The sequence below is a fragment of the Ruegeria atlantica genome (assembly GCF_947495585.1).
GTDB lineage: Bacteria > Pseudomonadota > Alphaproteobacteria > Rhodobacterales > Rhodobacteraceae > Ruegeria > Ruegeria atlantica_G.
On sequence record NZ_CANLZK010000005.1, the window covers coordinates 64,837 to 86,614 of the forward strand.

Consider the following 21,778-nt stretch of genomic DNA (forward strand, 5'->3'; position numbering starts at 1 on the left):
ATGCCCGTCAACATCCTGTTTTCCGCGCGCCCTGAACAATGGCCGGTGTATGAACCTCTGCTTACAAAAGGGCTGTCCCAAGCTGGTTTGGATTTCCGTCTGGCAACCGAGTTTTCGCCTGATCAGGTCGACTACGTTGTCTATGCACCAACAAGCGGGCTACTGGATTTTTCACCCTATACACAACTGAAGGCGGTTCTGAGTCTTTGGGCAGGTGTTGAAAAAATCGCGGGCAACGAAACGCTGACCGTGCCATTGGCCCGAATGGTGGACCACGGGCTGATGCATGGCATGACCGAGTGGGTCGTCGGCCACGTGCTGCGCTATCACCTGGGCATGGACCGCTATATCACCGTGCAGGACGGCGTGTGGACGCCCGACGCCCCGCCGCTTGCCAGCGAACGGAATGTGTGTGTGCTGGGCCTTGGTGCATTGGGAGAAGCCGCAGCAACCGCGCTTGCCGCGCTGAATTTCAAAGTGACCGGTTGGAGTAGAACCGCAAAGGACATCCCCGGGGTAACATGCCTGCATGGCACCGACGGCTTGCGCGCCGCGTTGTCCAGTGCCGAGATCGTTGTCCTGTTGCTGCCCGACACCCCCGCAACGGAAAACGCACTGAATGCGGACACTCTCGCCTTGCTGCCCAAAGGCGCTCGGATCATCAATCCCGGTCGCGGTCCATTGATCGACGATGACGCGCTGCTGGCCGCGCTGGATTCGGGGCACATTAGCCACGCCACGCTAGACGTGTTTCGCGTGGAACCCCTGCCGCCGGAACACCCGTATTGGGCGCATGCCAACGTGACCGTCACACCGCATATCGCGTCGGAAACCCGTCCAACAACTGCGGCCCAAGTGATCTGCCAGAACATTATCCGAGGTGAGGAAGGCAAACCCTTCCTGCACCTCGTCGACCGCAATCTGGGCTACTGATCCGGACAGGTCGCGATAAGCCCGCGACCTTTCAACAGCGCCTCGACCCCTGGCAAACGCCCGCGGAACGCCAGATACAGCTCCTCAGCTTCGCGAGAGCCGCCGGTGGACAGGATATTATCCTCAAGCGCTTTGGCGCGCTCTGTGTCAAAGGCACCCCCAGCTTCTTCGAAGGCTGCGAATGCGTCGGCGTCCATAACCTCGGACCACATGTAGCTGTAATAGCCCGAGCTATAGCCATCGCCAGCGAAGACATGGGCAAAATGCGGTGTCGCGTGGCGCATACCGATGGCATGCGGCATATCGATACCATCAAGAACCTCGGCCTGTTTCGCCATCGGATCAGCTGGCGCTTCGCCTTCGTGGAACGCCAGATCGACCAAGGCTGAGGCTACGTATTCCACGGTCTGGAACCCCTGATCAAAATTCGCGGCCTTCAGAACCTTCTTAAGCATATCTTGCGGCATCGGCTCACCAGATTCGGCATGGGTCGCAAATTCGGCCAAGACTTCCGGCACTTCCAGCCAGTGTTCATAAAGCTGGCTGGGAAGCTCTACAAAGTCACGCGCGACGCTGGTGCCAGAGATGCTTTCATAGGTCACGTTGGACAACATCTGATGCAATGCGTGACCGAACTCATGGAAAAGCGTGCGCGCATCGTCATAAGATAGCAGCGCCGGGTCGCCCTTGGCGAAGTTGCAAACGTTGATCACGACGGGGGCTTGCACCTTGGGGAACTTTGCCTGGCTCCGCATTGCGCTGCACCATGCGCCCGAGCGCTTGGAACCCCGCGCGAAGTAATCGCCGATGAACACAGCAATATGCTGCCCGTCGCGCGTTACGTCCCAAGCCCGGCAATCGGAGTGATAAAGCGGTACATCCAGCGGGGCAAACTCCAGCCCGAACAGCCGGTTGGCGCAGGAAAAGGCGGCCTCGATCATACGATCCAACTGCAAGTACGGCTTCAGCGCAGCTTCATCCAAATCATGTTCAGCCTTGCGGCGCTTTTCGGCGTAGTAGCGCCAGTCCCACGCTTCGAGCGGACCGTTGATGCCATCTTCCTGCATCATCGCGGTCAAGGTTTCGGCGTCGGAGTCGGCCCGCGCCTTTGCCGGCTCCCAAACCTGCATCAACAGATCGCGAACGCGGTCCGGCGTTCGGGCCATTTCAGTTTCCAGCTTGTAGTCCGCGAAACTGGAATATCCCAATAGCTTGGCCCGTTCTTCGCGCAAGTTCAGGATTTCAGCCGCAATCTCGCGGTTGTCCGTTTCACCGCCATTGGCACCACGCGCAGTCCAGGCCCGATACGCCTTCTCGCGCAGATCGCGGCGCGGCGAGAATTGCAGAAACGGTACAATCAACGACCGCGACAGAGTGACGACAGGACCATCAGCACCCTTCTCATCCCCGGCAGCGCGGGCTGCATCCACGACGAAACCCGGCAAACCTTCCAGATCATTCTCGGTCAGGTTCATGAACCATTCGCGCTCGTCCGCCAAAAGGTTTTGGGTGAAGGACGTCCCCAGCGTGGCAAGGCGCGACTTGATCTCTTGCATGCGGGTGTCATCGTTGCCTTCCAAAGCCGAACCAGCGCGCACAAAACCGCGATGGGTCAGCATCAGAACGCGGGCCTGTTCATCGGTCAGGTCAAGCTGATCCTTGCGCACCCACAGGTCCGCAACTCGCCGAAACAGCGCCTTGTTTGACGAAATTCCCGAAAAATGCGCCGAGAGTTTTGGTGAGAATTCGCGTTGCAGCTCTTCCCGCGCCGGGTTGCTGTCGGCACCTGCAACGGTGAAAAAGACAGACAGAACCTTGTCTATCTGCTCTCCGGCCGCCTCAAGTGCCTCGATTGTATTTGCAAAACTGGCTGGGTCGGAATTGTTGGCAATCGCGTCGATCTGCGCGTTGTGGGCGTCCATCGCCTTGTCCAATGCAGGCGCAAAATCATCATCCGAAATCTCGGCAAATGGCGCGATTTCAAATGGAGTGGTCCAGGCGGACAGGATCGGGTTGGTCATGCGGATCTCCTTTGCTGGTCAAGCTAGGGAGACGGGCCGAAATGGTCCAGAGGGGGTGCCCGCGATACCGCCGAAATCTCTTGCTAATTTAGCGCAGTAATTGGCTTACGCGTCTGCCGCTCCGCATATGGGGCAATCCGAGCGTCGGGCCAGGGTGATCTTGCGGCTTTCGCCATAGAGCGCGTCATAGATCAGCATTTCGGCGCGCAGGGCCTGCCCGGCCCCGGTGATCACCTTGATCGCCTCAACCGCCATCATCGACCCCACAACGCCGGGCAACGGGCCAATAACCCCCGCTTCGGCACAGGACGGGGCCAGACCGAGGGCCGGTGCCTCAGGGAAGATACACTGATAACAAGGCGCGTCATTGGCGGGGTCAAAGACGCTCAGCTGACCTTCCCATTGCGACAGAGCACCTGAAATAAGCGGTTTTCCCAGTGCGACCGCAGTACGGTTGACCAAGTAGCGCGTGTCAAAATTGTCGGTACCGTCGAGGATCAGGTCGAAATCGGCGAACAGGTCTGCTGCAATCTCATCAGTCAGACGACGATGGTAGGGCAGAACAATCACGTTCGGGTTTTGCGCCTGCATGGCTTGCTGGGCCGAGAAAACCTTGGGCATGCCAATGTCGGCATCGCGATGGATCACTTGCCGCTGCAGATTGGCGTTTTCAACAATATCGTCGTCGATCACACCGATGGTGCCCACGCCAGCCGCCGCAAGGTACTGCAACGCCGGCGCACCAAGACCGCCCGCGCCGATAACCAGCACACGGGCCTGTTTCATCTTTTTCTGCCCCGGCCCGCCCAGTTCGCGCAAAACGATATGGCGGGCATACCGCTCCAACTCGGTCTCAGAGAACTTGTCAGATGACATCGCAGGTTCCTCGGCTGGCTGTGGCGCAGCGCGGTTGCGCAGCGTTTTGAGCACCTTGCCATAGCTCAATACCAAAACCGCGGCACCACCTAGGATCAACCACAAGGCCGCAGACCCGCCGGTTGCCTCGCGGAGCGGGTGCCCACCCGGCAACGTCAGTTGGATAACAAGTACACCGATCAGCAAGACGCTGACCGACACGGAGCGAGCAGTTCGGGACACCCCCGCCACGTACCCAATGCCCCACAGAGCACCGGCAAGGATCAGAACAAGAAGCATCAACCGCGCCCAGTCGAGCCAAAACCGCCTGCGCCGCGATCCGTTTCGCTGAGCACCTCGACAGGTTCAAACGCAGCCTGCACGACGGGGGCGACGACCAGTTGCGCGATGCGTTCACCATGCGCAATCTCAAAACTTTCTTGACCGGCGTTCAGCAGGATCACCCCCAGCGGGCCGCGATAGTCACTGTCGATCGTGCCGGGCGTATTAGGCAGAGTAATCCCGTGTTTCAACGCAAGGCCGGATCGGGGTCGAACCTGCACCTCGTACCCATTTGGAATCTCGATCCGCAGCCCCGTAGGAATCAAAGCGCGCTGCCCCGGTTCCAACATGATCGAATTTCCATTCGGCAGATTCGCCCTGACATCCGCACCCGCCGCGCCAGTCGTTTCATAAGACGGCAAATCGATGGCCGGATCGGCCCCGTCTTCGCGGATCACACGAATTGCTACCATCACTGCACCTCTTGTTCAGCTTGTCAGAGCGTCGGCGATCTTTTGCGCCAGACGTTGTGCCACTGCATCCTTGTCCATGCGCGGCCATTCTTCGGCCCCTTCGTCCGAGATCAGGGTGACCGCGTTTTCTGATCCCCCCATGATGCCCGTCGCAGGGCTGACATCATTGGCGACGATCCAGTCACAGCCCTTGCGCGCGCGTTTCGCAGTGGCGTGTTCAAGCACGTTGTCAGTTTCTGCGGCAAAGCCAACCACCAACGTCGGCCGTCCCGCATCAAGCCTGGACACGCGTTTGAGGATGTCGGGGTTCTCAGCAAACTCCAGCACCGGAAGACCATCGCGGCTTTTCTTCAGCTTCTTGTCTGAAGCCGCCGCCATGCGCCAATCCGCAACTGCAGCAGCAAACACACCCGCATCTACTGGCAGTGCAGCGTCGACCGCGTCAGACATCTGCTGCGCGGTTTCCACGCGGATAACCTGCACCCCTTCGGGCGGTGAAACATCGGCAGGGCCGGTAACAAAAACCACATCAGCGCCCAGCGCAGACAACGCCCGTGCCACCGCGGTGCCCTGCGCGCCCGAGGACCGGTTGGCGATGTAGCGCACGGGGTCGATCGGTTCATGTGTAGGGCCGGAGGTGACCAGAATGCGATTGCCCTTCAGCGGACCGTTGCCAAGTTGCGCCTCGACCGCGGCCACGATCTCCAGTGGTTCCGACATCCGGCCTGGGCCGTACTCTCCACAAGCCATGTCACCCTCATTTGGGCCAACAAACCGGATACCATCTGCCTGCAGTTGCTTGAGGTTGCGCTGTGTTGACGGATGATCCCACATGCGGACGTTCATGGCTGGCGCGCACAAAACCGGCGTATCTGTCGCCATCAGCAGGGTCGAGGCCAGATCGTTAGCCAGCCCAGCGACCATCTTTCCCATCATGTCCGCCGTTGCCGGTGCGACCACGATCAGATCGGCGGACCGTGACAGTTGAATATGGCCCATCTCGGCCTCATCCGTCAGATCGAACAGATCGCGATAAACCTTCTCTCCGGCCAGCGCCGAGACCGACAGAGGTGTCACGAACTCTTCTGCCGCGCCTGTCAGAACCGGTGTTACAGAGGCACCACGTTCTTTCAGCCGCCGGATCAGATCCAGCGACTTATAGGCCGCAATTCCAGCGCCGATGATTAGAAGAATGCGTTTCGATGCCAGCATATTGTGCCCTTCCCGTCCCGGTCGGCCCGACATTAGGCAAGGCCAACGGACAGTTCCAGCGGTTAATTCTGTGTCTCAAACGCCAGACAAGGGTCTTCACGTTCGATGCCGGGGCTGTCGATCACAGCGTCGAACTCACCGTCAATGACGCCATCCTCGGACTGACCCAGCACGAAAACTTTCAAACCGGGGCGTAACCGGGACAGAAAGGTTGGAATCCCCCTGTCCTTACGGGCATGACCATTGCCGGTGATCACCGCAACCGGTCCGCCGGTATCCTCTACAGCGCGCAATATGGCCCTTGTCAGAACCGCATCCCGCAACCGTTGGATTGCGACCAGTTGTGGCAAGGCGGTTTCGGGTATGGCATTGCAATGGGCAGTGAGTTGATCAGCCTCACGCTCGGCCTGCTCATCCTTCGGCAATGGCACCGTCAATCCATAACGGGCAGCATCAGCACCCAGAGCCGTGGCGGCGCCACGTTCCATTGCCGCGCGCGCCGCCGCGCGCGGAACCATGGCACCGTAAACCGGCGCGTCTGAGGCCTGAAAGACCGGGTAGTACATGCTAAGCGGCGGCCAGCCGGATTCGAGCCACTTCAGAATTCTGGCAAGCTCTTCCGGATCGGAAATGGCCTTGTCCGCTAGCCGCTGGGCGCCCTCTTCAGTCACCATCTCCCAGACAACCGCCGAGGGATTGATGGCCTTCAACGCCTCGGCCTGAATGATGTGGTGCTGCGGGTTGTCGTGAATTTCGCCTAATATGACGACGTCCGCAGACGTCATCGCAGACACAACGTCGTCGGGTATCAGCTCATCGGCATGGCCAGGGTTGGCCATAACCACTAGTGCACAAAGCAGAATCGCAAGATGTTTCATGCGATGAAGTGTTGCACCTCACGCGATTGGGCTTCAAGGTTCTTGCGCATTTTCACAAAAGCCGCAGCCTCAAGCTGACGCACGCGTTCTTTGGACAGGCTAAGTTCCTGCCCAAGGCTTTCCAGCGTTCGGGCGGGTTCGCGCAACTTGCGTTCGCGGACAATGAACCTTTCGCGATCATTCAAAGCCTGCATTGCCGTCACCAGCCATTCACGCAATTGCTGAGTATCGTGGCTGTTTTCGACCGCCTCCGCGGCTTGTTCGCGCTCATCTTCCAGCGCATCGATCCATTCCCGGCCGTCTTCATCTGTCGATTGAACGGCATTTAACGAGAAATCGGAGCCGGACAAACGACCTTCCATCATTTCCACGTCCCGCAACGGAACGCCGATCTCTGCGGCAATCATCTGATGCAATTGATGACGGTCAAGATCCATGCCATCGGACGCGGCCTCACGCTCTAGCCGGGCCTGCACACGTCGCATGTTGAAGAACAGGGATTTTTGCGAAGACGTGGACCCGGTGCGCACCATTGACCAGTTGCGCATCACATAGTCCTGAATGCTCGCCTTGATCCACCAGACCGCATAGGTCGAAAACCGCACGCCCCGGTCGGGGTCGAACTTGTCGGCGGCTTTCATCAATCCTAACCCGGCTTCCTGGATCAGATCATTCATCGGCGCCCCATAGCGTTTGAACTTGGCCGCCATCGAAATGGCCAGCCGCATATAGGCCGTGATCAATCGGTGAAGGGCCTGTTCATCGCGGTCGTCCCGCCACGCATATGCCAACTTCAATTCGGTTTCCGCATCCAGAAGCTCGGCTTTCATTGCCTTTCGGGACATCGAGAAGTCGTTCGCATTGTCCAGTGCCATTGAAATCTCCCCTTTTCACAGGCGCGGGCCGGGGTTGCTTTGCCGACCTATGAACGATACGCAAAACTAAACCGGGTGGATCACATGGAAGGTAATTATCGTGAGTCCGGATTTAACCTTTGTGATAGGCGGCGCAGCCTCGGGAAAGTCGGGTTTTGCCGAGCAACTCGTTGTTTTATCAAAAAAAAAGAGGGTTTATCTTGCAACATCACAAGTGTTTGATGACGAGATGCAAGATAAGGTTCAGCGCCACATTTCCCAACGTGGCGAGGGTTGGGAGACGGTTGAGGCCCCTTTTGACCTTGGCCCGACATTGGCGAATTTGCCCTCCACCTCTGTCTGTCTGATCGACTGTGCCACCATGTGGCTGACCAATCACCTGCTTGCAGAAAACGATCTGGAACAGGCGCAAAGCGCGCTTTTACAATCGCTACGCTTGTGTTCCGCACAGGTCGTCATCGTCTCGAACGAGGTTGGACACGGGATCGTCCCTGACAACGCGCTGTCCCGCCGGTTCCGCGAAGCGCAGGGACGGTTAAACATCGCATTGGCCGCCGAGGCCGATCTGGTGGTGCAAGTTACGGCTGGCCTGCCGTTGGTATTGAAGGGGCGACTGGATTGACACGTCTGCATCTCGTGCGCCACGGCCCAACTCATGCCAAAACGATGGTCGGCTGGTCCGACTTGCCTGCTGACCTCAGCGATCACGCTGCCGTTGCCCGGTTGCATGACCACCTGCCTGCGGACGCTATCTTTGTTTCCTCTGACCTGAGCCGCGCCGCCGATACTGCATCGGCCATTCAAGGCACACGGCGGCGGCTGCAACATCAGTCTGCGCTGCGCGAAATCAATTTCGGCACTTGGGAGCTGCGCGCCTTCAAAGAGATTGAGGCTGAAGACCCCGAACTTGCCTTTGCATATTGGGACAACCCCGGCGATGTGCGCCCACCAAACGGGGAAAGCTGGAACGAGGTCCGCGCGCGTGTCGACGCAGCCGTCGACCAATTGATCGCACAGCACACCGGGCGCGATCTTGTGGTCGTGGTGCATTTTGGCGTGATCCTGACCCAGGTCCAAAGGGCTCTCGACGTTGACTCGCAAGAGGCTTTTGGCCATCGCATCGACAACCTTTCGGTCACCGAAATCACGCATCACGGCGATCGCTGGTCTGTCGGACGGATCAATCATCTTCCGTGATGCAACCGCGCACAAATCACTGATTTACGGAATGGATCGGCCACGCCATCCTAGCCGCATGACTTATGATTTGTTTATCGGAGACCGCCTGTTTTCCAGCTGGTCCATGCGCGGGTGGCTGATGCTGGAAAAGTTCGGCCTGCCCTATCGTTCCCACATGATCGGCCTCTATTCCGGCACCATGGCCGAGGATATGAAACCCCTCGCGCCCGCCCGCCTTGTCCCGGCCCTGCGATTGCCCGACGGCACCGTGGTTGGGGAAAGCCTGGCGATGGCGGAAACCCTTGCCGAGTTACATCCCGAAGCAGGGCTTTGGCCCAAAGACCCCGCCGCGCGCGCTACTGCGCGGTGGCTTTGCGCCGAAATGGTGGCCGGGTTTGGCGCGTTGCGCGGGCAGTGTCCGATGCAGCTCAAACAGTGCTGGCAGGGGTTCGCTCCATCGACCGAAACACGCGCCGATCTTGCAAGGATCGAGGCCTTGTGGGCCCATGCCCGTGATGTGTCTGGCGCGGACTCCGGTCCTTTGTTCGGCCACTATTCCCTTGCGGACGTGTTCTATACGCCGGTCGCGGCACGGATTATTGGCTATGGCTTGCCGATCGCTGATGCCAATCGCGACTACTGCCTTGATTTGCTGTCGGATGCTTCTGCCCGCCAGTGGCGTGCGATGGGGCTGACGGTCAACTACGACCCTTTTCCATACCCAATGGATCTGCCATCAGAGCCCTGGCCAATTGCCGGTACTTCGCAAGCAAAAGCGGTAGATGGTACTACGTCAATCAACGACGCCTGCCCATATTCCGGCAAAGCCATCACCGCAGTTCTTGAACTGAACGGCCAGCGCTGGGGGTTCTGCAACTGGTTCTGCCGTGACAAAACAGTCGCTGATCCCGGTGCATGGCCAAAATTCACCGAGATGACCCGCGACGTTAACGATTCTTAAACCGCAGCCGTGGCAGCAACGACCTGTTAACCAAAAAGGTCATTCATGGTTGCCCGCGCCCACACTGTTGCTTTTCAAGGGGTCGATGCCCGCCCGGTCGAGGTGCAGTGCGCCGTCTCACCGGGCCTGCCCGCATTTTCCATCGTCGGGCTGCCCGACAAAGCCGTGTCCGAGGCGCGGGACCGCGTCCGCAGCGCGCTGAGCTCGATGGCCATCGCGTTGCCGTCAAAACGGATCACCATCAACCTGTCGCCTGCCGACCTACCCAAAGAAGGCAGCCATTTCGACCTGCCCATAGCTGTTGCATTGCTGTCCGCGTTAGAGATCATTCCGCGGGACGCCGCCGAAGGTTCGGTTTCGCTGGGCGAGTTATCTTTGGATGGCTCACTAGTGCCTGTGGTCGGTGCCCTACCCGCTGCAATGACTGCGGCGGCTGAGGATCGGGCCTTGCTCTGCCCCCGTGCCTCTAGTGCCGAGGCTGCTTGGGTCGATGCGACGCAGGTCATCGGGGCTGGGTCGCTTGGGGACGTGGTGCGACATTTCTCGGGCCAGTCTCCGCTACCCACCGCACAGCCCGGCGAAGTCACACTTGAGCCCTGCGCGCGTGACCTGCGCGACGTCAAAGGGCAAGAACGTGCAAAGCGCGCCCTGGAAATCGCAGCGGCGGGTCGACACCACCTGATCATGACCGGCCCTCCCGGTTCCGGCAAATCCATGTTGGCCGCCCGCCTGCCCGGGATTTTGCCGCCGCTGACACCGACCGAAGCATTAGAAACCTCGATGATTCAGTCGTTGTGCGGGCTATTGGACGAAGGTGGGATCAGTCGCAGTCGCCCGTTTCGCGAACCTCATCACACGGCGTCCATGGCTGCGATCGTTGGTGGCGGCAGGGGGGCAAAGCCGGGCGAGATTTCACTGGCCCACAACGGCGTTCTGTTCATGGACGAGTTCCCGGAATTCCCACGCACGGTTCTAGAGACACTACGCCAGCCTATTGAAACTGGAGAGGTCATGGTCGCGCGTGCAAATGCCCATGTGAAATACCCCTGCCGGTTCATGCTGGTCGCGGCGGCCAACCCTTGCAAATGCGGCTACCTCACCGATCCCGGGCGCGCTTGTTCCCGCGCTCCTGTTTGCGGAGAGGATTATCTGAGCCGAATCTCCGGGCCGCTGATGGATCGGTTCGATTTGCGGATTGAGGTGCCCCCGGTCGGATTCACCGATCTGGACCTGCCACCCTCTGGCGACAGTTCCGCCACCGTTGCCGCGCGTGTCGAACAAGCCCGTTCAATTCAGGCAGAGCGGTTTCGCGATACACCGTCCACCCGTCAGAACGCCGACGTAGAGGGGAAGCAGCTGGACGAAATTGCCGCCCCGGATGCTGAAGGCAAAGACCTGTTGCTGAAGGCAGCCGAGCGATTTGGCCTGTCCGCCCGCGCTTTTCACCGAATCCTGCGTGTGGCGCGTACCATCGCTGATCTGGACGGGGCACCGGATGTCCGGCGCCCTCATATCGCCGAGGCGCTGAGCTTTCGCATCAGCGCCAAGGTTGCGCTTTAGAGCTTGGCCTCGATCGCTTGCCAGATCTTTTCGGCGACGTTCACGCCATTAAATCGTTCGAGTTCCTGAATGCCGGTCGGCGAGGTCACGTTGATTTCTGTCAGGTAGTCACCGATCACATCGATTCCGACAAAGACCTGACCTTTTTCTTTCAGCAACGGACCAATCGCGGCACAAATTTCCAGATCGCGCACGGACAGGCCAATCTTTTCGGGACGACCGCCCACATGCATGTTCGAACGTGTTTCGCCCGCGGCCGGTACGCGGTTGATCGCACCGACAGCGTCACCGTCGACCAAAATCACACGCTTGTCGCCATTGCTGACATCCGGCAGGAATTTCTGAACAATCAAAGGCTCGCGCGAGAATCCGGTGAACAGTTCGTGCAGCGAAGTCAGGTTGCGGTCATTCGCATCCAACCGGAAAACTCCTGCACCACCGTTGCCATAAAGCGGTTTGAGGATGACGTCGCCGTGCTTTTCCTTGAACGCCTTGATGGTCTGCAAGTCGCGCGCAATTGTTGTCGGCGGGGTCAGGTCCGGGAAATCCAGAACCAGCAGTTTCTCGGGGTAGTTCCGCACCCAGAACGGATCATTCACAACCAACACTTGCCCCTTTAGACGGTCCAGCAAGTGGGTTGATGTGATGTAATGCATGTCAAACGGCGGGTCCTGGCGCAGCCAGATCACGTCGAACTCTGCCAAGTCCACTTCACGCTCGGCGCCAACTTCCGCCGGATTGCCCGCCACGCGCTGAACTTTCATGTCCTGACCGCGCGCGGTGATCCGCCCCTCTTGATAGGCCAGCTGATCCGGGCTGTAGAAAAACAGCGTATGTCCGCGCGCCTGTGCCTCTTCGGCCAGACGGAAAGAGCTGTCGGCATTAATATCCACGGCCCCGATCGGGTCCATCTGAAAGGCGATTTTCATGGCGTGTCCCTCAGTTTCACGCCAGATACATGGCCCAGCCACGTCGGGGGTTCAATGGGGATCAGGTTAATCCGAAGGCGTTTTCGATAATTTGAACGGCGCCTGAGGCATCCACCAAAGCCGCGTCGAACCGCACATTGGTCAATTGCCCGTTTGGTTCGGTTTCCAGAAATTGGGCCGCTGATGCGCAGATGCGATCCATTTGGCGGCGATTGATCCGGGCGGCGGCCGCATCGAAACTGGTGCTTTTCTTCACTTCAACAAAGACAATCCCGAGAGCGTCGCGCGCAATAAGATCGATCTCGCCACCGGCACCGCGCCAGCGGTGATTCAGGATGGTATAGCCGCGTTGTTCATAATTTGATGCAACCTGCTGCTCCGCCGCCTGCCCAGCATGATAGGACACCGAACTTCGAACGGATCGTGCGGCCATGTCATCCCTTTCCCAATTTCAGAGCCTTCTGATAGATCGGGCGGCGCGGCAGCTTGTACATCTCTGATACCAGATCGGCCGCGTCGCGAACCGAATGGGTTTCCAAGGCTCGTTTCAACGCCTCTTCTACGTCGGATTCGTTAACAGTTTCCGAATGTCCGCGATCCACAAGCAGAACAATTTCACCTTTGACTGTCTGCCCTTGCAGGTCGGCCGCCAGTTCTTCCAACGTCCCGCGGCGAACTTCTTCGAATTTCTTCGTCAGCTCGCGGCACATTGCGGCCTGACGGTCATTGCCCAGCACGGTTGCAAGATCCGACAAACACGCCGCCACGCGTTTCGGAGATTCGTAAAACACCAATGTGCCCGGCACGTCCCGCAATGCCTCGATCCGCGACCGGCGCGCGCCGGATGCATTTGGCAAGAAGCCCGCAAAAAAGAACGCATCTGTCGGCAGCCCGGCCAGCGTCAGCGCCATCAGCGCTGCGGATGGTCCCGGTGCGCAGGTCACCGTATGACCGGCCTCGGCAGCCTCCTTCCCCAAATCGTATCCCGGATCGGCAATCAGCGGCATTCCGGCCTCAGATGCATAAGCGACAGACTTCCCGTCCTGCAATGCATCAATGATTTTCCCGCGCGCGCCTGCGCCGCTGTGATCGTGATAGGCCAGGATTCGCCGCCCATCCAGCGGTACGCCGTGAATCTCCATCAACCGGCGCAAGCTGCGCGTGTCTTCGGCGGCAATGACGTCAGCCGAGGCCAGCACATCCAGCGCTCTGAGCGTGATGTCGCGCGCCGCACCGATCGGAGTGGCAACAAAATACAGGCCCGCGCCCAATCTTACTTTTTGAAAATTCAAAGCTGGACCCTCACAGCGTGACGTTTATTATCGCGGCATAACAGATTGGTGGTACCCCAAGCCGCCGGGACAGGGAGTTTTCATTTAGATGTTTACCGTTTGCAAGCCCGTTCGCAAGCTGGCGAAATCCGCCGCGATCCTGGCAACCGCCGCTTTCCTCGCGGCATGTGAGCCCGGCGGCCTTGGCGGAGGCCCTTCCATTAACACGTCGAAACCCGTTCCGGTCGCACTTTTGGTTCCGGCGGGATCGGGAAATTCCGGCGACGCCCAACTGGCGCGGAGCCTTGAGAACGCGGCGCGTCTGGCCATGGCCGATCTGCAGAATGTTAAGATTGATCTGCGCGTTTATGACACGCGGGGCAGCTCGAACACGGCCGCGACAGTCGCGCAACAGGCCGTAGCGGATGGGGCGAAGATCATCATTGGCCCGGTTTACGCACAGGCGGCAAACTCGGCGGGCCTCTCCGTACTGAATAACAAGGTCAACGTGCTGTCCTTCTCGAACAATACAAGCATTGCAGGTGGCAACGTCTTTGTTCTCGGCCCGACCTTTCAGAACACGGCCAACCGTTTGGTCAACTTTGCCGGATCGCAAGGCAAAACCAGCATGGTCATCGTCCACAGCAACGATGCAGCCGGTCAGCTTGGTCAATCGGCGATTGCAACTGCGCTTGCCAGCAGCCGCGTAGCGAACGCGGGTACGGTTGGCTACGACCGGTCTCAGCAAGGCGTCATCAACTCTGTTCCAACGATCAAGGCAACCGTGGATGCTGCTGGCGCAGATTCGGTGTTTCTGACGGCAACGACGGCAGGTGCACTGCCGCTGTATTCGCAGCTGTTGCCAGAAGCTGGTGTGTCGTCGGCCACCACCCAGTTCGTTGGCCTAACACGCTGGGACATCCCGTCTCAGACGCTGGATCTGCCTGGTGTTCAAGGGGGCTGGTTCGCCCTGCCCGACCCGGCAAAGGCGCAGGCTTACCGCCAGCGGTATAACAGCACCTATGGCGAGGCTCCGCACCCGATCAGTGGTCTGGCCTATGACGGCATTGCAGCAATTGCGGCTTTGGTCAGCCAGGGCAAATCCGACGCGCTGACCGCATCTGCCCTGACACAAAATGCCGGTTTCCAGGGCGTTGGCGGCATCTTCCGCCTGCGATCAGACGGCACGAATGAACGCGGTCTGGCCGTTGCCACGATCCAGAACAAACAGGTAGTAGTGATTGACTCCGCCCCTCAAAGCTTCTCTGGCGCCGGTTTCTGATCAGCCGATGCTGACGCTCATCCCCAAGGGTGAGCTGATCTGCCCGGCCGATGAAATTTTCGACAGTGCCGCCATCCTGGCGCAACTGTCGGAAGCCTTTGAAAATATTCAGGACAATGCCGCGCGGCGGAATGAAACCGTGCGCATCCTGCGCGATGCCCAAAAGGCTGGGCGCAAGACCATTGCGGATGCCTTCGCTAAACGCCCCTTTGACGCCAGACCTTTGACCCGGTCCTATACCTATTTGACCGACGGGTTGGTCTGCACAGCGATGCAAGTGGCCTGCACCTATCTACATCCGCTGGCAACCCCGACGCAGGGCGAAAAGATTGCGGTTCTTGCTGTTGGTGGATATGGCCGCGGCGAAATGGCCCCGGCTTCGGACGTCGATCTGCTTTTTTTGACGCCCTACAAGATCACCGCCTGGGCCGAGAGCGTCATTGAGTCCATGCTCTACATGCTTTGGGATCTGCGCCTGAAGGTTGGTCATTCATCCCGAACGATCAAGGATTGTCTGCGACTGGGCACCGAGGATTTCACCATCCGTACCGCGATGCTCGAGCAACGCTATCTGGCCGGGGACTCAGCCCTTGCCGAAGAACTTGATAACCGCCTGAAAACCGAGCTGTTCAAGGGCAGCGAGCGTCAATTCATCGAGGCTAAGCTGCAGGAACGTGACGAGCGCCACCACAAGCAGGGCGAGCGTTATATGGTCGAACCCAATGTAAAAGAGGGCAAGGGCGGGCTGCGCGATCTTCAATCGCTCTACTGGATTGCAAAGTACATCTATGGCGTTCAGGACGTGGCTGAACTGGTCCCTCTGGGCCTGTTTGAACCCGAGGAATTCAGCACCTTTGTAGAGGCCGAAGAGTTTCTGTGGGCAGTACGCTCTCATCTGCATCTGCTGACCGGTCGTGCGACGGAACAACTGACCTTCGACCTGCAGGTCGAGGTTGCCGACCGGATGGGTTATGAAGACAGGGCTGGGCGACGGGCTGTTGAAGTGTTCATGCAACGCTATTTCCGCGAGGCAACGCGCGTCGGAGAACTGACCCGGATCTTCCTGACCAAACTCGAAGCGTCACACGTGAAAGGCGCCGCTCTACTGGAACGCATCTTTAGGCGCCGACCACGTGTCAAAGCAGGGTACAAGGTCGTTCACGGTCGCTTGGATGTAGCGGACGCCAAGAAGTTTCTATCCGACAAGCTGAACCTTCTGCGTCTGTTCGAGGAAGGTCTTCGCACTGGCATGCTGATCCACCCGGATGCGATGCGGCTGGTGACGGCCAACCTGAACCTCATCGACGACGACATGCGCCAAAACAAAGAGGCGCAGCGCATTTTTCTGGACCTGATGCTGAAACACGGCAACCCGGAACGCGCCCTGCGCCGCATGAACGAATTGGGAGTATTGTCGGCGTTTTTGCCAGAGTTCGAACACATCGTGGCGATGATGCAGTTCAACATGTATCACAGCTATACAGTGGACGAGCACACGATCCAGACCATCGTCAACCTGGCCCAGATTGAACGCGGTGAATTGGTCGAGTCACTACCGCTGGCCTCATCGATCCTGAAACGCGGGGTTAATCGCAAGGTCCTCTACGTAGCATTGCTGCTGCACGATATCGCCAAAGGGCGACCCGAGGACCATTCCATTCTGGGCGCTCAGATCGCGCGCAAGGTTGCTCCACGGTTGGGATTGAACAAATCAGACTCTGAAACCGTGGAATGGTTGGTACGATATCACCTTTTGATGTCGGACATGGCGCAGAAACGCGACATCTCGGACCCGCGCACAGTGCGCGATTTTGCCAAGGCGGTTAAAACGGTCAAACGGTTGGATCTGCTCACGGTTCTGACCGTGTGTGACATTCGCGGCGTTGGGCCCAACACCTGGAACAACTGGAAGGCCACCCTGCTGCGCGCCTTGCACGCTGAAACCAAACGGGCGCTTGAAACCGGTATGGAAGACCTGAACCGGGCCAACCGTGGCGCAGAAGCCAAAAAGGCGCTGCGTTCGGCGCTTGACGATTGGTCGAAGGCTGACCTGAAGGCCGAAACAGGACGACACTATGCGCCCTATTGGCAGGGCCTGAACCTGTCTACACATATTGAGTTCGCGAAAATGCTACGCGCTCTGGAACACAGCGGCGACCCCGGCGCGATGGAAATTCACCTGCATCCGGATGACGATCGCGACGCCACCCGCGCGTGTTTTGCCATGGCGGACCATCCGGGGATTTTCGCCCGCATCGCCGGGGCGCTCGCGCTGGTTGGGGCTAACGTGGTCGACGCCCGTAGCTATACCACCAAGGACGGGTACGTCACCGATGCGTTCTGGATTCAGGATGCCGAGGGCCACCCTTTTGAGGCCAGCCGATTACCGCGACTAACACAGATGATCCAAAAGACGCTCAAGGGCGAAGTCGTTGCGCGTGACGCCTTGAAATCGCGCGACAAGATCAAGAAACGCGAACGCGCCTTCAATGTGCCGACCCATATCATCTTCGATAATGACGGGTCCGAGATCTACACCATCATCGAGGTTGATACCCGCGACCGTCCGGGCCTGTTGTATGACCTGACAAGAACGCTGGCTGCCGCCAATGTCTATATCGCCAACGCCGTGATCGCGACCTATGGCGAACAAGTTGTCGATACCTTCTACGTCAAGGACATGTTCGGCCTGAAATACCATTCCGAAAGCAAGCAACGCGGTCTTGAGACCAAGCTGCGCAAAGCCATCACCGAAGGTGCGGAGCGCGCAATCTCATGAAACAGATCCGGTTGTTTTCAGGCCTGTTCACGGTCGGATTCTGGACTCTGGCCAGTCGAATTTTGGGATTTCTCCGGGAGATTCTGCTAACCGCCTATATCGGGCCTGGTCCGGTGATGGACGCCTTTGTTGCCGCTTTCCGCCTGCCCAACATGTTTCGTCGTTTCTTTGCCGAAGGTGCCTTCAACGCCGCCTTTGTACCGATGTTCTCGAAACGACTGGAGGGCGAAGAAGACGCCGAAGGGTTTGCTCAGGATGCCTTCAACCTGCTGACGGCGGCTGTTTTGGCACTGGTTGGATTGGCGATGGTATTCATGCCTGGACTTGTTTGGCTGACCGCCGAAGGGTTCTATGGCGATGAACGCTTCGACATGGCTGTCGACTACGGTTACGTCGTTTTTCCCTATATCCTGTTCATGTCGCTGGCCGCGCTGTTTTCCGGCGTTCTGAATGCCACCGGTCGGTTCGCGGCTGCCGCTGCCGCGCCTGTCTTACTCAATATCTTTGCCTGTACTGCTTTGATCGCAGGCGCGCTGTCTGGCGGCGACGTAATCTGGTGGCTGATCACGGTCATTCCGCTGGCAGGGGTCGCGCAACTGGCGCTGGTTTGGGTGGCGACAGAACGAGCAGGTATTCGCATCCGTCCCGGCCTGCCCAAGCTCAGCCCGGAAATGCGACGCATGGTTCGCATTGCAGTGCCCGCCGCTTTGGCGATGGGCGTCACGCAGGTCAATCTTGTGGTTGGCCAGTTGGTCGCGTCCAAAACCGAAAAGGCTGTCAGTTGGCTATTCGCAGCGGATCGGCTGTATCAATTACCATTGGGCGTGGTCGGTATTGCGGTGGGGATCGTCCTACTGCCCGATCTGTCGCGCCGCTTACGGGCCGGGGACAAGGACGGGGCGCGCAATGCCTATTCCCGCGCCGGAGAGTTCACACTGCTGCTGACCCTGCCGTCCACCGTTGCCTTTCTGATCATTCCAATACCTCTGGTGTCGGTCCTGTTCGAACGCGGCCAATTCAGCCCCGAGGACACTGCAGCCACTGCTTTGGCCGTAGCTATCTATGGCGTCGGCCTGCCCGCTTTCATGTTGCAAAAGCTGCTGCAGCCCTTGTTCTTCGCGCGCGAAGACACCCGTTCTCCGTTTCGCTATGCCGTAGTTGCGATGATCATCAATGCCGGGCTGGCCTTTGGTCTTTACCCATTGGTGGGGTGGATCGCACCGGCGATCGCGGCTTCGACTGCCGGTTGGGCGATGGTTGCCTTGTTGGCGATTGGAGCGCGCCGTTTCGGCGATGAAGCACGGTTTGACGACCGGTTCAAACGACGTGCCTGGCGCGTCGTCGCGGCATCGCTGGGTATGGGCGTTGTGCTTTTCGCCGCCCTTCATATTTTTGGCTGGACCTTCCAGGTACCCGGATGGCGTTATCTGGCGCTGCTTGTCCTGATCATAGTTGCAGCGGCCACCTATTTCTTCCTCGGCCACCTCTTCAAAGCGTTCGAGCTGTCCGAATTCAGAAAAGCGTTGCGCCGATCCTGATCAGTCGCGGCGAATACGTCCCACGATCCGCGCCCATCCGCCCGGTGCCAGGAAAAACGATAGACCAAATCCGGTGGCAAACCCGCCCAGATCGGCAACCCAGTCGGACGTGCCGCCAAACAAAAGCCCGAACACCAGCTGGATGCCCATCAAAACCGCGATCAGGCTGAAGGCCCGGGACTGGTTTTCGCCGACCAGTGACAATTTGCACCACAGCAGCCATGTGAACGCGCCGATCAGACCGTAAACCGGTGGGAACCCTCCGACCAGCGGATAGGCGGGATTCAGCGCCAGCCCATAGACCAACGCGCCACCGATACCGGACAAAACGAAAATGATCAGCATCTGAAAACCGCCGAACACTTCGGCTACCATTTTGCCCATGGCCAGAACGAAGACGCTGACAAAAACCGCTTGGGTAAAACTGCCAGACACGAACGGATAGGTCACGAAACGGATCACATGTTCAAACGGCCAACGGCCATTCTCGATCATCCAGTGAAAGATATCCGGGGAAAAGGTGTAGCTCTGCAGGGCATCCAACCGCCAACCTACCGCTGATGGCCCACCCACAAGACCACGTGCACCCAGCGTAAACGCCAATTCGATCCCCATGATGAACAGGACCAACGCCACCACAACGGGCGGCAGAGGGTTCACGGCGGGTGTATAATGCTCACTGCTCATTGGGCTGGCCTTTCGCGGCTGTTGACGTCCCTTGACCTCATGGGTAAGCGACGGGGGCTGATTTTTCCAGACGGGAGTTCCCTTCGATGACCGAAACCAAGTTCACGCCGCGCGTGTTTTCCGGCATCCAGCCTTCGGGAAACCTGCACCTTGGCAACTACCTGGGTGCACTCAAGCGTTTTGTGGATATGCAGGGCGAAGATTTCGAGACCATCTACTGCATGGTCGACCTGCACGCGATCACCGTCTGGCAAGACCCGGCCCGTCTGCGCGAAAAGACCCGTGAAGTCTGCGCCGGTTTCATTGCCGCCGGTCTGGACCCTGAAAAGTCCATCCTGTTTAACCAAAGCCAGGTGGCCGAGCACACGCAGCTGGCGTGGATCTTCAATTGTATCGCCCGCATGGGCTGGATGCAGCGGATGACGCAGTTCAAAGACAAGGCGGGCAAGAACGCTCAGAACGCCTCGCTGGGTTTGTTTGCCTATCCGGCGCTGATGGCAGCGGACATCCTGACCTACCACGCGACACATGTGCCGGTGGGCGAGGACCAGAAACAGCATCTGGAGCTGACTCGCGACATCGCGATCAAGTTCAACCATGACTATGGCGTGGATTTCTTTCCGGTGACCGAGCCGGTAATCGGTGGACCCGCGCCGCGCGTGATGAACCTGCGGGACGGCTCGCGGAAGATGTCATCTTCGGACCCGTCCGACATGACCCGGATCAACATGACGGACGATGCCGACGAGATCGCCAAAAAGATCCGCAAGGCCAAGACCGACCCGGATGCCCTGCCTTCAGAAACCGACGGTCTGTCCGAACGCCCCGAGGCGCGCAATCTGGTGAACATCTTCGCTGCGCTCAGCGATCAAACGGCGGAACAGGTTTTGGCCGAATTCGGCGGCAAGCAATTCGGTGAATTCAAACCGATGCTCGCTGAGCTGGCGGTCGCCAAACTGTCGCCGATCTCGACCGAGATGGCCCGTCTTATGGGTGAAGAGGCCGAGATTGACCGGATTCTTGCACGCGGCGCGGAAAAGGCGCGGGCGATAGCGGCCCCGATCCTGCAACAGACCTACGACATCGTGGGTATGGTTGGCGCAAAACAAGGCTGATTGCGCTGGACCTTCCCGTGACGCCTTCCTAGGTTGCCCCAAGGGCAAAGGAGGGCGTCATGGCAGTCGGCAAAAATATCCGCACCTATTTTGATGGTCAGTGGCACAACGGGGATGCCCCGATCATGCGTGCGGCAGACCATGGCGCTTGGCTGGGGTCTTCGGTCTTTGACGGCGCGCGATTCTTCGACGGGCTGACCCCGGATCTGGTGGCCCATTGCGAACGGGTCAACCGCTCGGCCGAGGCGCTTTTGCTGACACCGACCGTGACGACCGAACAGATGGTCGAAATCGTCCGCGAAGGGCTGGATGGCTATGCCAAAGGTTCCGCCGTCTATATTCGGCCGATGTATTGGGGCATCGACGGGGACGCCACGGCCATTGTGCCTCAGCAGGACAGCACCGGATTTGCCATTTGTCTGGAAGAAATACCAATGGCACCGGAAACAGCTTCGGTCACGCTGACCACCACGCGGTTTCGCCGACCGGTTCTGGAATCAGCCGTTGTAAACGCCAAAGCCGGATGCCTGTATCCCAACAACGCCCGAATGCTGAAAGAGGCCAAGTCCAAAGGGTTCTCGAACGCACTGGTGGCGGACGCCTTGGGTCATGTGGCGGAAACCGCCACCGCAAACATCTTCATGGTCCGGGACGGCGAGGTATTCACCCCTACGCCCAATGGAACTTTCCTGGCTGGTATCACCCGAGCGCGGCATATCAAAAACCTGCGCGCCGATGGCGTGACGGTCCACGAATCCGTCCTCAGCTTTGAAGATTTTCACAAGGCGGACGAGGTGTTTATGACCGGTAACATGAACAAGATAACGCCGGTCACCGCATTGGAAGACACGCAATATCAGGTCGGACCGATTGCACGCCGCGCGCGCGAGCTTTATTGGGACTGGGCGGCAAGCACTCGGTAGCCATACGCCGTGTTGCCAGCCCGCA

The 21,778-nt window shown here is 58.8% G+C and carries 20 protein-coding genes; 10 read left to right on the forward strand and 10 right to left on the reverse strand.

What is annotated here, in order from left to right; all coding sequences use genetic code 11:
* On the forward strand, positions 1-933 hold the full coding sequence (locus QMP16_RS11095) for a 2-hydroxyacid dehydrogenase (protein ID WP_282152433.1): 933 nt from the start codon (positions 1-3) through the stop codon (positions 931-933).
* Here the strand turns inward: QMP16_RS11095 and QMP16_RS11100 are convergent.
* From QMP16_RS11100 to QMP16_RS11125, 6 genes are all read right to left on the reverse strand, one after another.
* The gene (locus QMP16_RS11100) at positions 927-2,954 is read right to left on the reverse strand and encodes a M3 family metallopeptidase (RefSeq protein ID WP_282152434.1); all 2,028 of its coding nucleotides are present in this window, start codon (positions 2,952-2,954) and stop codon (positions 927-929) included. The two genes, QMP16_RS11095 and QMP16_RS11100, sit on opposite strands and share 7 nt — an antisense overlap.
* 105 nt (positions 2,955-3,059) lie before the next feature.
* Positions 3,060-4,109: a HesA/MoeB/ThiF family protein gene (locus QMP16_RS11105; protein WP_282152435.1), complete on the reverse strand. Its 1,050-nt coding sequence runs from the start codon at positions 4,107-4,109 to the stop codon at positions 3,060-3,062.
* Positions 4,109-4,564, reverse strand: a complete 456-nt coding sequence (gene dut, locus QMP16_RS11110; RefSeq protein ID WP_282152436.1) for a dUTP diphosphatase — start codon at positions 4,562-4,564, stop codon at positions 4,109-4,111. Before dut ends, QMP16_RS11105 begins: the two co-directional genes overlap by 1 nt.
* Positions 4,565-4,579: 15 nt before the next feature.
* Positions 4,580-5,776, reverse strand: a complete 1,197-nt coding sequence (gene coaBC / locus QMP16_RS11115; RefSeq protein ID WP_282152437.1) for a bifunctional phosphopantothenoylcysteine decarboxylase/phosphopantothenate--cysteine ligase CoaBC — start codon at positions 5,774-5,776, stop codon at positions 4,580-4,582.
* Positions 5,777-5,838: 62 nt separating this feature from the next.
* Entirely contained in the window at positions 5,839-6,654 is an 816-nt protein-coding gene (locus QMP16_RS11120; RefSeq protein ID WP_282152438.1) for a ChaN family lipoprotein, read from the reverse strand.
* Positions 6,651-7,529 carry an RNA polymerase factor sigma-32 gene (locus QMP16_RS11125; protein ID WP_282152439.1) on the reverse strand — a complete coding sequence of 293 codons (879 nt, stop codon included), beginning with the start codon at positions 7,527-7,529 and terminating at the stop codon, positions 6,651-6,653. The genes QMP16_RS11120 and QMP16_RS11125 overlap by 4 nt, the downstream gene beginning before the upstream one ends.
* A 100-nt stretch (positions 7,530-7,629) precedes the next feature.
* Here QMP16_RS11125 and cobU point away from each other — a divergent pair, with 100 nt between their 5' ends.
* From cobU to QMP16_RS11145, 4 genes are read left to right on the forward strand one after another with little or no spacing between them, the layout of a single operon-like run.
* The gene (cobU, locus tag QMP16_RS11130) at positions 7,630-8,151 is read left to right on the forward strand and encodes a bifunctional adenosylcobinamide kinase/adenosylcobinamide-phosphate guanylyltransferase (RefSeq protein ID WP_282152440.1); all 522 of its coding nucleotides are present in this window, start codon (positions 7,630-7,632) and stop codon (positions 8,149-8,151) included.
* Positions 8,148-8,726 (forward strand): histidine phosphatase family protein, encoded by a 579-nt coding sequence (locus tag QMP16_RS11135; RefSeq protein ID WP_282152441.1) that lies wholly within the window; start codon positions 8,148-8,150, stop codon positions 8,724-8,726. The genes cobU and QMP16_RS11135 overlap by 4 nt, the downstream gene beginning before the upstream one ends.
* Positions 8,727-8,784: 58 nt before the next feature.
* On the forward strand, positions 8,785-9,669 hold the full coding sequence (locus QMP16_RS11140; RefSeq protein WP_282152442.1) for a glutathione S-transferase: 885 nt from the start codon (positions 8,785-8,787) through the stop codon (positions 9,667-9,669).
* Between the two features lie 45 nt (positions 9,670-9,714).
* Positions 9,715-11,229 carry a YifB family Mg chelatase-like AAA ATPase gene (locus tag QMP16_RS11145; protein WP_282152443.1) on the forward strand — a complete coding sequence of 505 codons (1,515 nt, stop codon included), beginning with the start codon at positions 9,715-9,717 and terminating at the stop codon, positions 11,227-11,229.
* On the opposite strand, the gene gshB is transcribed toward QMP16_RS11145, so the two are convergent.
* The 3 genes from gshB to rsmI all read right to left on the reverse strand — a co-directional run bounded on the left by gshB (position 11,226) and on the right by rsmI (position 13,450).
* Positions 11,226-12,158, reverse strand: coding sequence for a glutathione synthase (gene gshB, locus QMP16_RS11150; RefSeq protein ID WP_282152444.1), 933 nt, complete (start codon positions 12,156-12,158; stop codon positions 11,226-11,228). The genes QMP16_RS11145 and gshB overlap by 4 nt on opposite strands.
* A 61-nt stretch (positions 12,159-12,219) precedes the next feature.
* Entirely contained in the window at positions 12,220-12,591 is a 372-nt protein-coding gene (locus tag QMP16_RS11155; protein ID WP_282152445.1) for a YraN family protein, read from the reverse strand.
* A 1-nt stretch (position 12,592) separates the two neighbouring features.
* Positions 12,593-13,450, reverse strand: coding sequence for a 16S rRNA (cytidine(1402)-2'-O)-methyltransferase (rsmI, locus tag QMP16_RS11160; RefSeq protein ID WP_282152446.1), 858 nt, complete (start codon positions 13,448-13,450; stop codon positions 12,593-12,595).
* Positions 13,451-13,538: 88 nt separating this feature from the next.
* Here rsmI and QMP16_RS11165 point away from each other — a divergent pair, with 88 nt between their 5' ends.
* From QMP16_RS11165 to murJ, 3 genes are read left to right on the forward strand one after another with little or no spacing between them, the layout of a single operon-like run.
* A complete protein-coding gene (locus QMP16_RS11165; RefSeq protein WP_282152447.1) occupies positions 13,539-14,711 on the forward strand; it encodes a penicillin-binding protein activator in 1,173 nt (390 codons plus the stop codon).
* Positions 14,712-14,718: 7 nt separating this feature from the next.
* Positions 14,719-17,490, forward strand: coding sequence for a [protein-PII] uridylyltransferase (locus QMP16_RS11170; RefSeq protein WP_282152569.1), 2,772 nt, complete (start codon positions 14,719-14,721; stop codon positions 17,488-17,490).
* Positions 17,487-19,028 carry a murein biosynthesis integral membrane protein MurJ gene (gene murJ, locus QMP16_RS11175; protein ID WP_282152448.1) on the forward strand — a complete coding sequence of 514 codons (1,542 nt, stop codon included), beginning with the start codon at positions 17,487-17,489 and terminating at the stop codon, positions 19,026-19,028. The genes QMP16_RS11170 and murJ overlap by 4 nt, the downstream gene beginning before the upstream one ends.
* Here the strand turns inward: murJ and QMP16_RS11180 are convergent, their stop codons facing one another.
* Positions 19,029-19,715: a rhomboid family intramembrane serine protease gene (locus QMP16_RS11180; protein ID WP_282152449.1), complete on the reverse strand. Its 687-nt coding sequence runs from the start codon at positions 19,713-19,715 to the stop codon at positions 19,029-19,031.
* A gap of 86 nt (positions 19,716-19,801) precedes the next feature.
* Between QMP16_RS11180 and trpS the strand changes: the two genes are divergently transcribed.
* Positions 19,802-20,830: a tryptophan--tRNA ligase gene (gene trpS, locus QMP16_RS11185; RefSeq protein WP_282152450.1), complete on the forward strand. Its 1,029-nt coding sequence runs from the start codon at positions 19,802-19,804 to the stop codon at positions 20,828-20,830.
* A 59-nt stretch (positions 20,831-20,889) separates the two neighbouring features.
* The gene (locus tag QMP16_RS11190; RefSeq protein ID WP_282120134.1) at positions 20,890-21,753 is read left to right on the forward strand and encodes a branched-chain amino acid aminotransferase; all 864 of its coding nucleotides are present in this window, start codon (positions 20,890-20,892) and stop codon (positions 21,751-21,753) included.
* The last annotated feature ends 25 nt before the right edge of the window (positions 21,754-21,778 follow it).